Annotated in this window: 16 protein-coding genes and 1 pseudogene; 10 read left to right on the plus strand and 7 right to left on the minus strand. The window is 38.0% G+C overall.

The features are described 5' to 3' along the window. Nucleotides 1–41: 41 nt before the first annotated feature. A pseudogene (locus AAEM60_RS01555) lies at nt 42–166 on the minus strand (site-specific integrase); the annotation flags it as partial. A 535-nt stretch (nt 167–701) separates the two neighbouring features. Here AAEM60_RS01555 and AAEM60_RS01560 point away from each other — a divergent pair. Together AAEM60_RS01560 and AAEM60_RS01565 are read left to right on the plus strand one after the other, a co-directional pair. Beyond that, nucleotides 702–1,130, plus strand: coding sequence for a 2-oxoglutarate dehydrogenase E1 (locus AAEM60_RS01560; protein ID WP_341357258.1), 429 nt, complete (start codon nt 702–704; stop codon nt 1,128–1,130). Nucleotides 1,131–2,392: 1,262 nt separating this feature from the next. Then, nucleotides 2,393–2,905: a CBO0543 family protein gene (locus AAEM60_RS01565; RefSeq protein ID WP_341357259.1), complete on the plus strand. Its 513-nt coding sequence runs from the start codon at nt 2,393–2,395 to the stop codon at nt 2,903–2,905. A gap of 551 nt (nt 2,906–3,456) precedes the next feature. Here the strand turns inward: AAEM60_RS01565 and AAEM60_RS01570 are convergent. Beyond that, nucleotides 3,457–4,485: a zinc-binding alcohol dehydrogenase family protein gene (locus AAEM60_RS01570; protein ID WP_341357260.1), complete on the minus strand. Its 1,029-nt coding sequence runs from the start codon at nt 4,483–4,485 to the stop codon at nt 3,457–3,459. A 269-nt stretch (nt 4,486–4,754) separates the two neighbouring features. Next, on the minus strand, nt 4,755–5,144 hold the full coding sequence (locus AAEM60_RS01575; protein ID WP_031537027.1) for a helix-turn-helix domain-containing protein: 390 nt from the start codon (nt 5,142–5,144) through the stop codon (nt 4,755–4,757). Between the two features lie 148 nt (nt 5,145–5,292). On the opposite strand from AAEM60_RS01575, the gene AAEM60_RS01580 reads away from it, so the two are divergent. The 7 genes from AAEM60_RS01580 (at nt 5,293) to AAEM60_RS01610 (ending at nt 11,003) form a co-directional block, all read left to right on the plus strand. Continuing rightward, nucleotides 5,293–5,811 (plus strand): DJ-1/PfpI family protein, encoded by a 519-nt coding sequence (locus AAEM60_RS01580; protein ID WP_341357261.1) that lies wholly within the window; start codon nt 5,293–5,295, stop codon nt 5,809–5,811. Between the two features lie 369 nt (nt 5,812–6,180). Continuing rightward, nucleotides 6,181–6,528 (plus strand): metalloregulator ArsR/SmtB family transcription factor, encoded by a 348-nt coding sequence (locus tag AAEM60_RS01585; RefSeq protein ID WP_299746905.1) that lies wholly within the window; start codon nt 6,181–6,183, stop codon nt 6,526–6,528. 562 nt (nt 6,529–7,090) lie between these two features. Further along, the gene (locus tag AAEM60_RS01590) at nt 7,091–8,113 is read left to right on the plus strand and encodes an LLM class flavin-dependent oxidoreductase (RefSeq protein WP_299746839.1); all 1,023 of its coding nucleotides are present in this window, start codon (nt 7,091–7,093) and stop codon (nt 8,111–8,113) included. Nucleotides 8,114–8,256: 143 nt separating this feature from the next. Continuing rightward, a complete protein-coding gene (locus AAEM60_RS01595; RefSeq protein WP_299746842.1) occupies nt 8,257–8,556 on the plus strand; it encodes an iron-sulfur cluster assembly accessory protein in 300 nt (99 codons plus the stop codon). 82 nt (nt 8,557–8,638) lie between these two features. Beyond that, the gene (locus AAEM60_RS01600; protein ID WP_025727351.1) at nt 8,639–9,151 is read left to right on the plus strand and encodes a type 1 glutamine amidotransferase domain-containing protein; all 513 of its coding nucleotides are present in this window, start codon (nt 8,639–8,641) and stop codon (nt 9,149–9,151) included. Between the two features lie 60 nt (nt 9,152–9,211). Beyond that, a complete protein-coding gene (locus tag AAEM60_RS01605) occupies nt 9,212–9,928 on the plus strand; it encodes an SDR family oxidoreductase (RefSeq protein WP_299746850.1) in 717 nt (238 codons plus the stop codon). A gap of 175 nt (nt 9,929–10,103) precedes the next feature. Then, nucleotides 10,104–11,003: an aldo/keto reductase gene (locus AAEM60_RS01610; protein ID WP_341357262.1), complete on the plus strand. Its 900-nt coding sequence runs from the start codon at nt 10,104–10,106 to the stop codon at nt 11,001–11,003. Between the two features lie 278 nt (nt 11,004–11,281). On the opposite strand, the gene AAEM60_RS01615 is transcribed toward AAEM60_RS01610, so the two are convergent. The 4 genes from AAEM60_RS01615 to AAEM60_RS01630 form a co-directional block, all read right to left on the minus strand. Next, a complete protein-coding gene (locus tag AAEM60_RS01615) occupies nt 11,282–12,379 on the minus strand; it encodes an L-dopachrome tautomerase-related protein (RefSeq protein ID WP_299746855.1) in 1,098 nt (365 codons plus the stop codon). Nucleotides 12,380–13,013: 634 nt separating this feature from the next. After that, on the minus strand, nt 13,014–13,415 hold the full coding sequence (locus AAEM60_RS01620) for a hypothetical protein (protein WP_341357263.1): 402 nt from the start codon (nt 13,413–13,415) through the stop codon (nt 13,014–13,016). A gap of 158 nt (nt 13,416–13,573) precedes the next feature. Next, on the minus strand, nt 13,574–13,750 hold the full coding sequence (locus AAEM60_RS01625) for a hypothetical protein (protein ID WP_299746860.1): 177 nt from the start codon (nt 13,748–13,750) through the stop codon (nt 13,574–13,576). A 503-nt stretch (nt 13,751–14,253) separates the two neighbouring features. Then, the gene (locus tag AAEM60_RS01630) at nt 14,254–15,372 is read right to left on the minus strand and encodes a glycoside hydrolase domain-containing protein (protein WP_299746863.1); all 1,119 of its coding nucleotides are present in this window, start codon (nt 15,370–15,372) and stop codon (nt 14,254–14,256) included. A gap of 201 nt (nt 15,373–15,573) precedes the next feature. Between AAEM60_RS01630 and AAEM60_RS01635 the strand changes: the two genes are divergently transcribed. Beyond that, nucleotides 15,574–15,729, plus strand: a complete 156-nt coding sequence (locus tag AAEM60_RS01635) for a hypothetical protein (RefSeq protein WP_299746865.1) — start codon at nt 15,574–15,576, stop codon at nt 15,727–15,729.

Below are 15,729 nucleotides of genomic sequence, written 5' to 3' on the forward strand. Positions count from 1 at the left end.
AACAAATGGTGTTAATTTGGATAAATAGTTTACTAATCTATCAAATTGGCATGTCCTAGCCGCTGTTGTATCTCTTCAATACCAACTCCAGCTTCAATCAATGAATAAATGAGTGTGGAGTAATGTTCTTATCTATTTCTGCTTTTTTCAGAAGCCTTTTAAGCCTGAACGAAGGTATTGTAGCAAGATATGAGGATGAAACAGAGCTAGATGTTTGGTATCACAATCTAAAGGCGACATATATATATCTGGAAGAGAAGGTAAAGCTGCCAAATACGCAGGAACCTGTTTTGAAAAGATGGAAATCTTGAAGCTTGGGAAAAAAATGTACTTAAACTTACTGAGCAGTTTAGTTTATAAGTGGAGTTAAATTCTTGTTTAACATTTCTATTAATAGATAAATTAGTTTAGGATTAATAGTGGTGAACCGTATCATAAATAACGGTAAACCCCAAGCATGTTTACTAATTATCCCTAGGACTATTCAAAGAAAAATCACATGCAGTTTTGTGTTACAGAATATAAAAAATTTTCTTAGGAGATTTCATACAATAGTTAGAAGGAAAATAAAACAAGTAAATCCTTTTTGTTATGAATTATAATTCTGGTTTCCGAATTCCAATTAAACCTTTTTGCTAATAATATTCTTCTCTATGGACACGATAAGAGAAACGAAACTTTATAGATTGGTGGCCGGGAGAATGAAGGTATTATCTATGATTCAGCCTTGGGCAAGTCTTTTTGTCCTTCGAGAGAATGAATTTGAAACAAGGTCATGGAAAACAAACTATCGCGGGCCGCTTGCCATTCATACAAGTAAAAAAATAGATAAGGCTGTCTGCAGGCATGTGGCCATCCGTTCGCTGCTCGGTAAGCATGGATATACAGAAGAGACCCTTCCGACCGGAATGATCATTTCTGTAGGCCGGCTTGAAAATTGTCTGAAGATAACTGAAAAAAATCAGACATCAGCAGTCCTGGAAAATGGACAAATCGTATCAGGAAATGATTATTTTTTAGGAGACTTTAATGTGGGAGGATATGCTTGGGAGGTTCAAGACATGAAGATCTTGAATGAACGTATTCCAGCAAAAGGCCAGCTTGGGTTATGGGAAACTGATTTATTATGAAAGGCGATGGAGATAAGCAGTATTTCACTTGTACATAGGAATAACAGATTAATTTTTATACTGAGGTGACTTTAATGGAGAGGGAGATTTAGTGATCTTTGGATTTTACAAAGGCTTTCCGCCGAGTGAAGCGAGAAAGTTCGTGGAAGGCATAAATTTTAATAACTCAACTTTCGCACACTCAAATAGGCCGGTAGACTTTGTTTTAGTTAGGTAAGCCTACAATCCAGTGTGGTAGTTGACTTTGAATTAACTTTTGGATCTTTTTGTTGCTTTCTTTTAGGACATCTTGAAGAAGCTCGATTAGCTGCCCAAGTGCGATAGCCCAATCAAGATCACTGATTTCATCACATAGATCATAAGAACCGTCCCCTGCTTCCCTTTGGCTTGTATTGATTCTCGCTTAAGAAAGATAAAGCTCTTCGTTTAGCCGTAAAATTGGTTTAAGGCTACAAAAAGTTTAAAGAGGTTTATGATAAAAAAAGCGAAGGAAAATCACATAAGGTAGTAATTATGGCAAATGCTAGCAAGCTTATCCAGTCGATTTATGCTGTATTAACGCATAAAGAGCCTTTCGTAATTTAGAAGGAAAATAGGTGAAAAGAAAAAAACCTTCCATTTATCCAGGAAAGGTTATTTGCTATGTTCATTTTTAATTATATCATCATGCATAAGATTTTCTATTCCTCAAAAGTTGTAGTATAAAGAATAACATTTAGATGCAGTATTTTTTGACATTATATGTACAAAATAATGTAGATGAAAATAAAAAAGGTGGCTAATATGAAAATATTGTGGCTTTTTCTAATTTTAGCGATATTATCCTTTACTTCCTTATACATCTTGATGAAGAAAATGAACGTCACTAACATCTTGGGCTGTTATTTTTTCTCCAATATTCTTATTACGAATACAGGTCTAATCATTAATTTAAATTTAGAACTTACAAAGCAAGATCCAAGTCAGTTAATTTTTTGGACACAAAAAATTCCTGAGTTGTCACTCAAGCCAGCGTTACTTTTATGGGTTATTTATATTTTGTTCTCTAAAAGAACTATTTTCAGTAAACTTATTCATCTCTTCATCTTCTTAACAGCACTCATTTCAATTGAAGAATTTTTCGTTCATTTTGGATATTTGGAATGGGTAAATTGGAATGTATTTTATTCATATTTGAGATACACTCTGATTATTTTATTATTGGCTATTTACTCTTTTTATTTAGAGAAACTTATTTATAGAGACAAAGTGGTGAATACGTCATGATGTTACCTTTTCCTGAGAAATTTGATTCAAATGAAATATTTATTATCTTTTCCACAGTACTTACTTGGGGCCTCATGTTTATATTACCTAGACGCTTGCCTGCTGCTACCATCACTATTATTTGGACTTTTAATGTTTTTCTTGCTTTGTTAGCTGATATTACCCTTAGTGTAAAACCATATGAATTATACTTTACGATTGATCATAAAAAGCATGAATTATTTGATGTATTATTGCACTTTGTAACTTACCCTACTCTTTCTTACTTTGTAGTAAACTTCTATCAATATAAAAAACCAAAAGGCTTAAAGTATCTATTTTATATTATTTTTTGGGCTGGGGTAGCGATTGCTCTAGAATGGATTGCAGTAAAGTTTCAAGTTTTTACATATACAGGTTGGAAATTGTATTTATCCTTTATCACTTATTTGGTTGTATTTGCTGCTACCATTTGGCTTTCGAACTTTATTGAAAAGAAAGACCCTTACAAATGGACTTCAACTAATTGATTCGATTAAAACACCATTATTTGTCGATGAACATTTTCCTATAAAATAAGGAAATATTTGGATGTTGAGTTTCATCCATAAACGTTAGGATTTGTAGTCAAAAAGATTTTCATCCACCATCATTGATAGATGAAGTAGAGGTAATGGACTTATTATTAATCGGAACAAAAGGTAGACCAAGGATAATGTACGGAGTTGGTAATGAAAGCGAGCTCTATTATGAACAAATTGTTTCTGAAACCATTTGTTTGATTCTTTTCAATTACAGTTAAGACTTCAAAGGGAAACCTAGGGATTAACGGAATTCTTAGAATGATTTTATGATTGAATTCGGGTATGATTATAGAATTTAATGAAAGGATAGTTACGTAAAAAATCTACTCTCAATAAAATAAAAAGACCTGATTTAGATATATCTCGATGAACCATATCATAAGTAAAAGAAAGTTTCTTTGTGTAATTAAAGCCGGCTGCGATCAGCAGTCGGCTTTATATTTATATCTAATTGCAATTATCGGATCACCAATTTATCGCTCTCTGTAATCAGGTTTTTAAACAAAACCTTCCAGGACAATTTTACCAATCGCCCTGTTACTCTCCAAAAATTTGTGGGCTTGACGGAGATTTTCTGCTGAGATCGGTCCAAGGACTTCGGCCAGTGTTGTCTTTAATTTTTGATGGTCCACAGCATCAGCAATATGATTAAGCAATAGATGCTGCTCAATCATATCATCTGTTTCGTAAACAGGGCGAGTAAACATAAACTCCCACACGAAGGTGACGCTTTTTTGCTTAAGCAATTTGAGGTCCAGCGGAGAGGTTGGATCATCAATAGCGCACACAACTCCTTGCGGAGAAATAGCTTCGCTAATACCGGCCCAGTGTTTTTCCAAAGCATTCAGGCAAAAAATGTACGGAACGTTTGTAAATCCAATTGCTTGAAGTTGTGGAAGGAGCGGGTCATGGTGATTAATGGTATAGTCCGCGCCCATTGATTTAACCCAACTAACAGTTTCCGGTCGGGAAGCAGTTCCGATTACAGTAAGCCCCGCTTGTTTTGCAAGCTGAGTGGCAATGGAACCTACACCCCCGGCTGCACCAATGATCAGCAGAGCCTTTCCTTTGTTAGTCCCAGGATCTTGGGAAATAGACATACGGGTAAATAACGCTTCCCAAGCTGTAATGGAGGTTAGGGGAAGAGCTGCGGCTTCCACAAAACTTAAGGAAACAGGTTTGCGCCCAACGATTCGTTCATCGACCAGATGGTATTCACTGTTTCCGCCTTGTCGTGCAATACTGCCAGCATAAAAAACTTCATCTCCCGGACGAAACAATGAACAGTCCGGTCCTGTCTCTTCGACGACTCCTGCTACATCCCAACCTAGAATTTTAGGAACTTCCTCAACTTTTTCCTTAGGAGCTCGTACCTTTGTATCAACAGGATTGACCGATATGGCCGCAACTTTGACCAAAATGTCACGACCCGTTGCTTTTGGTTTTTCTACAACTACGTCCACCAGACTTTGGGGATTATCAATTGGAAGGTAACGAGTTAATCCTATCGCCTTCATAGTATTCATGATGAACCACTTCCTTTCCATATTAGTATACCCGTTATTAGTAACAGCTTAAAATAATTACTATTAGCCCTATAGTTTCTAAGCATCAGTGAAATTTATCAAGCATCATTAATAAAATGGATTAATAATACCTTGGTTTAGTCGTGTTGGACCCTTCGAACATTTTAATTTTTTCATGATGGGTAGAAAAAAAGCACCTTCCATACAGTTAAGTGAAGGTGCTTCTTTTCTAATAGGTTTTGTAAAGCAACGTAAATGTAAGCTTATGCTTAATTGTTTAATTCCGAAATATCCATTTCTTTTATGATTTCTGCTATCCGATTTTTGCCCCATTCATACATCATTTCAACGATAGGAAGTAAAGTCATCCCCAATTCAGTCATGGAATATTCCACTTTCGGTGGAACTTCTGGATAAACCTCGCGATGAACTATTCCATCTTCCATCAGTTCTCTTAATTGATTCGTTAATATTTTATGAGATATTTTTGGAAAAAGCCTTTGGAGATCACTGAATCGATGTGGTCCTTCTACCCCTAAATGCCATAAAATAACAATTTTCCATTTACCACTTATAATTGATAAGGTAAGTTCTTTTTCACAATTATAATCACCATTTATGATCTTTTCTTTAACTTCATCTCTAAATGTATCTGGCATACATTCTTACCTCCTTATTTGTCTCAATTGTAACCTGTCGGTAACCTCCTTACAAAAAAGTGCATTCTTCACAGTGAAGAAAACAAGCAGTAGAATGAAATAGTCGTCTTATCGGCAAATCTTTTTCATTAATGAGGAGGAACTACAAATGAGTAAAAAAGCACTTTTAATTATACCACCAGAACGTTTCAATGAAGACGAATTATTTCAACCAAAAGCGGAATTGGAAAGCAACGGAATTGATGTGACAATTGCAAGTACAAAAACAGGTGAAATCATAGGGGATTATGAAGGTAAAGCAACTGCTGAGGTCATTTTTTTAGACGTTTTTGCTTCTGACTATGATGTTGTATCTGTTATTGGTGGATCTGGTACGAACGATCATCTATGGGAAAATAAAGAATTACAAGACTACTTGAAACAAGCGTATACTAATAAAGTTCTTGTAACAGGAATTTGTGCAGGTGCGGTTACTGTAGCTAAAACGGGTTTACTTACTGGAAGAGATGCAACTTGCTATCCAGTAGATGTACAAAAAGACCAATTAAAAGCGAATAAAGTAACATATGTTGAAAAACATGTTGTTGCTCATGATGATATTATCACTGGTGATGGTCCAGATGGCGCTAAAGAATTTGGGGAAGCTTTAGTAAAAGCCTTAAGCTAATTCCACATTTCCTCCCTGAATTTTCATATAATCGAAAGCCTACGGAATGAATTCTGTAGGCTTTTGGCTATCCAAAGTAAGATCTTGCAGACCTTGCATCAAATAGAGAAGTGTATAAGCTGAAAATAATGGAATAAGTTTAAAGATGGAGTGGCGGAATCGTCGAAAAAACCTGTTATTTGCAGGTTTTTTAGTGGTCTATTTTAAGATGGGAGCTTTTAGCCGTATCTCCTTCGAAGCAAATCATTTGATTTGGAAGGACCAGACGGCTACTATATTAATATCGGGAATTCCCGATTTAGCATGATGCTTTCAGATCATCTATCCAGCTTCCATTGGGATAGTGATAATCGATATAGAAAGAGGCTGATGACATTGAAGCAGGAATTGGAACGCTTAAATGATGAACAAGCCGTTGAAATTTTTAAGGCATTGTCGAACCAGACGAGGGTGGGCATTCTTCAAATGTTAAAAGATCCCGACAGTCATTTTTCACCGCAAGCCCATATTATTGCGGATGAAGGATTTGAAGGCGGGGTTTGCGTAGGGGATATCCGAAGCAAGGCGGGGATTTCGCAATCCACTACTTCACAGTATTTATCGATTCTGCTGCAAAGCAGACTTGTTGAAATAAAGCGAATCGGACAATGGACGTATTATCGCCGTAATGAGGAGACGATCAAAAAGTTCGAAAAATACATTGGTACAAAAATTTAAGAGAATTGAAGTAAGTTTATTACAGCATCGAGCATATAACAGGTTGTACCAAAAGGATAAAATGAGTAGGCGTCATCGATGGAACGGATATGAGAATGACCCCCATGCCTTTTTCTTCGATTCCGACCATGGTGACAGGGTTTAGCGATCAATCGATTGAATGGATCGCCCAGAATGGTGACTGCTCGATCCATCACCTGAGGATTATCCACAACAAACTCAATTGATTAACGACTATCGCGAGTTATCGGAAGTTCACACCACAGAAGTGTTTAAGCCTTTCACTCAGACATTATATATCGATTTATCGGAAAATACCGATGTATTTCCTATTCCGATTCCTTTAGGATTTCGTGTAGGACACAAACAGTTATTAGAAATTTTATATCAATTCCAATCCATAGGTGTCAATCACCTGGCATTTGTATTGTATTTTTCAAAGCGCCCTCCCGAGGAAGTCATACAGAGCTTGGAGAGTTTGTGCGGCCTTACTTTCCGACTCATGAAATTCCAGTATGAGATTAGTTTTTAATAAAATTAGATAAGGGAAGAAGATGAACTTATGTCTAAACATGCAATTAAAATAAACGAAATTCCATTCTCGGTGCTGGATCTTTCACCGATAACAGCCGGAAGTACTCCTGCTGATTCTTTCCGCCATACATTGGAACTCGCACAGCATGCTGAAAAACTTGGCTACAACCGTTTTTGGCTCGCTGAACACCACAATATGCCGTTTATCGCCAGTTCCGCCACTTCTGTGGTGATGTCCCATGTGGCAGCCGGTACATCACAAATCCGGATTGGTTCAGGAGGAATCATGCTGCCGAATCACGCTCCGCTCGTCATCGCTGAGCAGTTTGGCACTCTTGAATCCTTATATCCTGGGCGAATTGACCTTGGTCTGGGGCGGGCACCCGGTACAGATCAGGGGACCGCTCGTGCATTGAGACGCGACTTGAGAAGTACTGGAGATGACTTTCCTGAGCAATTAGCGGAACTCCGCGGTTACTTTGATCCATCCTTGGCCCAAGGAAACCCAATAAAAGCGATTCCAGGTGAAGGTTTGAATATTCCAATCTGGCTGCTGGGTTCAAGCGGCTTCAGTGCGCAGCTGGCCGGAGAACTGGGTTTGCCATTCGCGTTTGCCTCCCATTTCTCGCCACTTAACACTCTGGGTGCTCTACAGATCTATCGCAAGGCGTTTCAGCCTTCGAATGTTCTCGATAAGCCGTATGCGATGGTGGCATTGAATATCATTGCAGCAGAAACGGATAAAGAGGCAAAACACCTTTTCACAACCCTGCAGCAGCAATTTTTGAATCTGATGAGCGGCAACCTTACAAAGCTTCAACCACCGGTAGATAACATATCCGAAGTGGCCAGCGGCTACCAATTAAAGGCTCTCGAGCAGCAATTAGGCACATCGATTGTTGGCAGCCAGCAGACGGTAAAGGACAAGCTGCATACATTTTTGAAGGAGAGCCAGGCTGATGAAATCATGGCCATTGCCCAAGTTTACGACCACAAAGCTCGCCTGCATTCATACGAGCTTCTGGCAGAAATTATAAAAAATGAAAGGTAAAAAGGAGAACATCAGCAAGGAAACCTTCCTGATGATTGTTCTTAGGCATTGAATATGGAGCAAACCGTGAGATCAGGTTATGAGGTTGTTTACAAGATTCCTTAATTAAAAAGATAAGAGTCGTTAGAATAGGAGACAATGATATGAACTGCAAAATTAACCGAAATGCTGCTAAAGTGCTTAAACAACTGTTGGAAAGTGAAGATTCTGAAGGGAAAATGGTTCGTGTCTACGTTACATTGAACCATGGGGACCATGCCCATTATGATGTAAAACTTGATACGCCAACGGTCCATGATGAAATTGTGAAAACAGACAAAGGCATTGATGTTTTACTTGATAAAAGGGAACCGTTTTTAGATGGGGTTTGGATCAAGTATTTCTATGTGCCGCAAGCAGGATTTGACATCACGAATTCTTCCAAAATCCATCACCATCATTAAACGCGTGACTGAGCGATACTAATTGTTTTTATAATCCCATATATCTAGCAGTAACAAATACTAAGCACGGAGGCTTATCATTATGAGCAAAAAAATCGCTACACTAATAACAGACTTATTTGAAGATGTAGAATTCACAGAACCAGCACAAGCATTTAAAGATGCTGGGCATCAAGTGATCACAATCGACATACAGGCTGGAAAAGATATTACTGGTAAGAAAGGTGAAACAGTAAAAATAGATAAAGGAATTGGGGAAGTTAATCCTCAAGACTTTGATGCTTTACTAATCCCTGGCGGCTTCTCTCCTGACTTATTACGTGAAGATGACCGTTTTGGTGAATTCGCAAAAGTATTTATACAAGAAGGTAAACCTGTTTTTGCCATTTGCCATGGCCCACAAGTATTAATTGATACAGACCTATTAAAAGGGGTCGACATAACAGGTTTCAAATCAATAAGGAACGATCTCAAAAATGCAGGTGCTAACTACAAAGATGAAGAAGTTGTGGTAAGCAATAATATTGTAACAAGCCGTTTTCCGGATGATATTCCTGCCTTTAATCGTGAATCCTTAAAATTATTAGCTGAATAATATCGTTTTAGAAATAAAATGATCAATACAAAAAAGGTTTTAGGAAGGAAGGGCTTTACTATGTCATTAAATGGTAAACGAGTAGTTGTTTTAGGGGGTACTTCTGGTATTGGTTTAGCAACTGCTAAAGCGTTTCTAGATCATTCTGCTCAAGTGATCATTGCCAGCCGTTCTGTTTCCAAATTAAATGAAGCAAAACAAGTTCTTCGTGGCAGTGTAGAAGCAATTGAAATCGATTTTCGAAGCGAAGAAAAAGTAGCAGAATTTTTCAGTAAGGTTGGAAAATTTGACCACCTTGTGGTTACAGCAGGTGAAGGCGCAATGGGGCACTTTAGCGAACTGCCTGTGGCAAGTGCTAAAGAGGCGTTTGATAGTAAATTCTGGGGGCAATATATTACTGTCCGTTCAGCACTTCCATATTTAAGCAATGAGAGCTCAATCACCCTAACCTCTGGTGTATATGGCGTTCGTCCTCCTCAAGGCGCTACTACGTTAGCAGCAATCAATTCAGCCATTGAAGGATTGGTTCGAGGACTTTCCGTAGACCTAGCCCCTATTAGGGTAAACGTGGTTTCACCTGGAATTGTAGACACTCCAATCTATGCTGGAATGTCAGATGATCAGAGGCAAGCACTGTTCAACGGCCTTGCACAACAGCTCCCTGTTGGACGGATTGCAAAGCCGGAAGACATAGCTGAAACCTATGTATATCTTGCTAAAAATGGTTTTACTACTGGGACGGCTGTTCTTATTGATGGTGGTGCTCACTTAGTATAATGCCTAAATGGATGTTGAACCGAAGCTTACCACCCTACCAAGCAGCAGTTCTAACTAAAATGGAAATAAGGTAAGAATAGAGTGATTTACTAGTGGCAATACTGCAAAAGAGTATTGCCACCTTTTTTGTTCAATGAGTACATAAAAAGATACAAAAGGAAGTGTTGAATTTTTAATGAGTGTACAGGACGAAAATAAATTAACAAAAATAAGAAATTCCCTTGAAAGTTCTGTAGTTACATTGCCTGATGGAACTTCTCTACCAGGAATAGGACAAGGAACTTGGTACATGGGAGAAAAACCTCAAATGAGAGAAAGGGAAATCAAAGCTTTACAACTCGGAATAGAATTAGGCATGAAACTAATAGATACGGCGGAATTGTATGGTGATGGCGATTCTGAACGCTTAGTAGGTGAAGCAATTAAAGGACGTAGAGATGACGTCTTTTTAGTATCAAAGGTATATCCTCATCATGCAGGATTAGATATGATTGACAAAGCGTGTGAAAACAGTCTAAAAAGGCTGGGAACCGATCATCTTGATTTGTACCTTTTACACTGGCGAGGACGTGTGCCATTAGCAGAAACCATTGAAGGAATGGAAAAGCTACGCAAGGAAGGAAAAATAGAAAGGTGGGGAGTTTCCAATTTTGATACCGATGATATGAAAGAGTTATGGAACACCACTAACGGAAGAAATTGTATGACTAATCAAGTGTTATATCATCTTGGTTCAAGGGGTATAGATTATGATCTCTTACCATGGCAGAGAGATCATCACATGCCTATTATGGCATATAGCCCGCTAGCTCAAGGAGGTTTATTAAGAAGACAATTATTAACGGATCCAACCATTAAAGAGATTGCAGAAAAATATGCTGTACACCCCTTACAAATCGCTCTCGCTTGGACAATCCGTTCTAACGATTGTCTAGCTATTCCAAAAGCTGTTCAAGAAGAACATGTACTAGCAAATGCGAAAGCTACTATCATTGAATTAAGAAAAGAGGATTTAAATAGACTTGATGAGGTATTTCCACAGCCAACTAGAAAAATGCCTTTGGACATTATATAGAAATTTTAGAGGATAGACAAAGAGAAAGGGGATCGAACGTGTATGATATGTTTGGAATAGTTATTCCGATTGAGGCTAAAAGTGGAAACTTACCTAATCTATAAAAATATTTAGGAACAGTTTAATTTCCAATGAAACTGTCCCTGAAAACCATTTTTTTGTGAAATGGTCGGAAAGATATGAGTTTAAGAATGAAGGTAGACCCGTCAGCTAATTCCTGGATAAAAACCGATTAAACCTCACCTGATGTAATGTATAAATTATTCAACTATTTTTTATTACGAAAAGGTAGAAGCAGGGAATTCATCAATTTTCATACGAAGTAAACTATACGGTTTTTGTCGTAGGTCTTTTCCATAATGAAACCTTGCCTGCCGATGTAATTGGTTCACAATGACATACAAGTATTGATCCGGCCCAATTGAAAAAGTATCCGGCCATAAAATTCTCGGATCATGAGCGATTGTTTCCATTATGCCATTCGGCAATATCTTTCGAATACTGTTGTTTTCATAGTCTCCGGCATAAATGGTTCCTTTTGCCCCAGTGATCATTCCATCAGACGCACCTTTTTCTCCCCAGTACTCGACCCGATAAGGTAAATCAGTGTCCGGTATCGTTCGGTCTCTTAGAGCTTCTGTTGAGATTGAATACAAATGCCGGCTGGAAAGTGGACAATAAAATAAAACCTTTCCATCAGGAGAAATTGCTATACCATCAGACGCCAATCTAAATGGAGATGTTGAGCCATCTTTGTTTCGGTTCATCAAAATCTCTCCTTCTACTTTCGGTAAAAAATAACGGTCGGGTGAAGTTGAATTTGCTCCATTTAGCCGTCTGAACGCGTTTCCATTTTCTAGATCTACAACGATAATAGCTCCTGGTCCTTTGGAAGATGAATCCGTTATATAGGCATAACCCGCTTTTCCAACACGAAAATCAAAACGGACATCATTCAGATAAGTTGTTGGCAGGACAACATCTTCTGTAAAGGTATATACTTTTCTTATTGTATTAGTTTTTAAATCAACAGCGACTAATTTTGCCCCTCCTATAATTGGTACAGAAAAATTCGGTGCCGCTGTATCTAATACCCAAAGTGTTCCCCTTCCATCCGCAACTACACTTTGGACACTGATGAAAGACATTGTGATATTACCTTGACTACCCAAATTAGCTTCTAAACTGGGATAAGGCTGCAAAGTGTCTCCAATAATTTCCGCCACTGTGAATTTAACGTCGTCTCCCCATTTCGGAAAGCAAATGAAAATACGACCGGTTTCTGATACACTAACGCCTGTGGGCATAGCCCCATAAAATTCATAGACTAGCTCTAACTTACCGAAATATTTTTCCATAGGTAACATAGGTTTCATGATCTCCTCCTCAAAAATTTCGCACGGGGATATCACCTATATATGATTTAAATTTTTTTTAGTTCCTGGTTTTTAATTGGCTAAAAAATTGCACATCATCCAAACGGACGTATGTACGTCGTTATTGGCTAAAAGCGGATAGCAAAAATGGACTCAAAGCATTCCCGAATGATGGACGTGAGCCTTTTTATGACTTATCAAGATATTTCGTCATTTTATGTTTCACTTGAATAACCAAGAAGAGAAAAGGGATATAAACATATAAAGGAAGGTACTGAAAAAACTGTTTCCAGAGGGTCATTGGTCTTTTTTTATGTAGGTTGAGCAAGTTTTCGACTAGCCCCATATATTATGTGTCCAGGTATTTCTTGAGTGGATTATCATTAACCGTTACAATCCTTAATCGACAAATTCATTAAAGATATAGCTCCGGAGAGTTCGCAAAAAGAGCAGGAAGAAACTTAGACATTTAAAAAAATGCTTAAACTGGGAAAAGGTAAAACTTCTCCATTGCTCTGCTCTAATAAATGGATTGACGTGGGAATTATCGGAAAGAGAAAAAGAAGCTTCCCATTAGTCAACCAAACTGTTGAAAAGCTTCTTCTTACAATTCTTGTGATTGAATATTAATAAACTAACTACTTTTTTTGCTTTTTTTAAATAATTTCGGGTTGTGTTCTTTTAAGGATTGCCATTCTTTAGTTAACTCTGAAATTTCCTTAGCGATCGTATCAAGTTTCTGAGAAAAAGAAGAAATCTGCTTTGCTAAACTCTCATGCATCTTGATTAGAGAAGTAACTTTATCTTCTTGTTCTTCTACATCGATAGAAACTGGATTTTTTGGGTTTTTAAGACTTCCATTGGATTCTATGGAATTTAGTAGAGAGTCATTTTTAAGAAAAGTTGTTGCAAGGTTCATAAGAGAACCCATAGATTTTTCGTTTTTTAATAAATTGCCAGCCAGGTTCTTGAAAGCGTCATGGTCTACAGAACCCCCGCTCTTTTCGATACTCTTTTCATTGTTATTTTCATTCATAAAATTAACCACCTTTTTAGTCGATAATAAGCATGCAGAATTTCACTGTTTTAGTAAACGGACATAAGATATTAAAAGAAGCACTCTTGTTTAGATTAAAAAACCTAGAAGATGAATAACTAATCTTCTAGGTTTATTGCTATACAGGCTTTTCACAATTAACAGCCTTCACTAGCAATACTATCAGCGAGCTCTCTAATCATATCTCCAGTGGCTGTGTTGATTAATAGGTCTGCAAGTAGAGCTACAACAATTAAAAGAAGATACACTAAGAATCTTCCAAGTAGACAAAGTAGAGTACCAAGAGTATCCGTTTGTTGAACAGAAACATCCATTTGAATTTCCCTCCTTCTTTTATTTCGTTTTTATAAGAGGCCTCTTATATAGTAATCATATGTATTAAAAGAAAAATGATATAAGCGAACATAACATGGATATAAAAAAGGGGCTGTCCAAATTTTTAACTAGATTGAAACCTATAGATATATTTAATCGATCAATGCCTGTCTTACTTTTGCAAATACACTACTGAAGCAGTAGTGCATCCCTGAAGAAAATACTGAGGTATCCGCCATTTTAATCATTAATGCACAAGGGTTTGTATACAAGGTAAGTAAGAGTGGTTTACAAATATTTTGCTGACATTTCGTTTATTGGGGGACAGTGGCTTATCATATTTGGAAAAGGAAAGAATGCCTGGGGAGACCTGATAAATCTAGTGATTCAGATCTAGATTTACTTGTGAAAGCATTTACCATCACGAATCATTCCAATCCGTCGATTATAGCTTGACCAAACAAAAGACTACCTCCTGAAAAATAGGTGGTAGTCTTTTTAGTTATGAGCCAGGCTTCCATAATACCTTTAACAGTTCACCATCGAAAAGGTTTGTATCAATGTTACACGTGTCTGCGTCGATTCCATATTGCCAAGCAAGAGCCAGGGAGCCTTCCGGTGCTTCTGGATTGAATTCTGGTGCCTCGGCCTGAGTTGTGATTCCGACATTTGGTGAAGCGGTCCAGATGTAATTCTCTTCCAGTATGGCGTTATTACTCTGAACGGCTGCGTTATAGGATTGATATAAAGCTCTTTGCGGATCGAAGATTCCATAGATCCCTGATTCATAAGAGGACGCAGAAATCGTTTCAAACCATCCTCTGATAAATTCCGCATCTACCGGATAGGTTGGTTCAATATCGGCAAATAGGGCGACACCAGAGGGAATCCCGAGATCCTGGGCATACCCAATCGCTTCTCTTGCTTCATTAACTCCATTTTCATAGCCAGTGGCATCGTTAAAATTGTTAAAGATAGGGAGGATATAGTCTCCTTTTGAATGGATCAAAGAAACCTGCTGGGGTGTAAGCCCTCTGGAGATGTTCTCCCTTGTCTCAAGATAGCGTCCAAAAACGGTCGGGTCCCCAAAGTTTTCTCTTACACAGGCATAAAAGCTCTCCGTTGTTTCACTGGCGGAATCGATACCCCACATAACTTCGGGGGACGGTGACGGTGGATCTCCATCAGTCCCGCTTGCCTTATTTTCTACCGTATTACGTACATTGATATCAGCTTCGTCACCGAGCTCGTTTTGGGTGGAATTTGAAAACCTGTAATTTCCATCTCCTTCAACGGAGTTTGTAATATTGTTTTTTAGGTCCCCGGAGGTTTTATTAACATCATTTTCGATAGAACTACTGATTTCTCCGTTCCCATCTCCGTTGCCATTGTTCATTATATTGTTTTCCAAATTGGCAGTCCCGTTCGACACCTGATTAGAGATGACGGTATCCACTTTTCCAACACTGCCGTAGATGTTATTTTCAACCGTATTGGTGATGATTATAGTGGCTTTATTGTCCATGGAGTTGTTTTTACCAATGTTATAAAAGGAAATAAAGCCTGAGATCGCCATAATGAGAACAGCAAATAGAATGGTATATCCTGGTGTAACCCTCATATTCTCACCTATTCTTTCAGATTAAGAGTCATTTTCACTCCATAATATGAAGAAAGAGATGATTGGTGTGGGCCAGTAGAGAGTTTGTAGGCCTTATGGATGTTTAAGGAGTGAATGGAATAGGTAAAAAATAGTATAAAAGATCAATAATATACAAAGCTTCCTCCACCATTCATTGAAAATGAAAAAGAGGGTGATGAGATGAATTATACTACGATGGTACTAAGGGAATTAGTTGAAAGAATCATTGCCGGAGACGGACGGGCAAAAGCGGAATTTGAACGGAGATGGGAAATTCCCTGGGAACAGGTAGGGACGGTACCGATTTCGATAGAGAAGAAGGACATGAAGGACTGA

The organism is Rossellomorea sp. y25, assembly GCF_038049935.1.
Classification (GTDB): Bacteria; Bacillota; Bacilli; order Bacillales; family Bacillaceae_B; genus Rossellomorea.

Excerpts from the sequence above, each read along its gene's own strand:
- AAEM60_RS01560 (WP_341357258.1), top strand. The coding sequence starts at position 702 with ATGAAGGTATTATCTATGATTCAGCCTTGGGCAAGTCTTTTTGTCCTT.
- AAEM60_RS01565 (WP_341357259.1), top strand. The coding sequence starts at position 2,393 with ATGATGTTACCTTTTCCTGAGAAATTTGATTCAAATGAAATATTTATT.
- AAEM60_RS01570 (WP_341357260.1), bottom strand. The coding sequence starts at position 4,485 with ATGAATACTATGAAGGCGATAGGATTAACTCGTTACCTTCCAATTGAT.
- AAEM60_RS01575 (WP_031537027.1), bottom strand. The coding sequence starts at position 5,144 with ATGCCAGATACATTTAGAGATGAAGTTAAAGAAAAGATCATAAATGGT.
- AAEM60_RS01580 (WP_341357261.1), top strand. The coding sequence starts at position 5,293 with ATGAGTAAAAAAGCACTTTTAATTATACCACCAGAACGTTTCAATGAA.
- AAEM60_RS01585 (WP_299746905.1), top strand. The coding sequence starts at position 6,181 with ATGACATTGAAGCAGGAATTGGAACGCTTAAATGATGAACAAGCCGTT.
- AAEM60_RS01590 (WP_299746839.1), top strand. The coding sequence starts at position 7,091 with ATGTCTAAACATGCAATTAAAATAAACGAAATTCCATTCTCGGTGCTG.
- AAEM60_RS01595 (WP_299746842.1), top strand. The coding sequence starts at position 8,257 with ATGAACTGCAAAATTAACCGAAATGCTGCTAAAGTGCTTAAACAACTG.
- AAEM60_RS01600 (WP_025727351.1), top strand. The coding sequence starts at position 8,639 with ATGAGCAAAAAAATCGCTACACTAATAACAGACTTATTTGAAGATGTA.
- AAEM60_RS01605 (WP_299746850.1), top strand. The coding sequence starts at position 9,212 with ATGTCATTAAATGGTAAACGAGTAGTTGTTTTAGGGGGTACTTCTGGT.
- AAEM60_RS01610 (WP_341357262.1), top strand. The coding sequence starts at position 10,104 with ATGAGTGTACAGGACGAAAATAAATTAACAAAAATAAGAAATTCCCTT.
- AAEM60_RS01615 (WP_299746855.1), bottom strand. The coding sequence starts at position 12,379 with ATGAAACCTATGTTACCTATGGAAAAATATTTCGGTAAGTTAGAGCTA.
- AAEM60_RS01620 (WP_341357263.1), bottom strand. The coding sequence starts at position 13,415 with ATGAATGAAAATAACAATGAAAAGAGTATCGAAAAGAGCGGGGGTTCT.
- AAEM60_RS01625 (WP_299746860.1), bottom strand. The coding sequence starts at position 13,750 with ATGGATGTTTCTGTTCAACAAACGGATACTCTTGGTACTCTACTTTGT.
- AAEM60_RS01630 (WP_299746863.1), bottom strand. The coding sequence starts at position 15,372 with ATGAGGGTTACACCAGGATATACCATTCTATTTGCTGTTCTCATTATG.
- AAEM60_RS01635 (WP_299746865.1), top strand. The coding sequence starts at position 15,574 with ATGAATTATACTACGATGGTACTAAGGGAATTAGTTGAAAGAATCATT.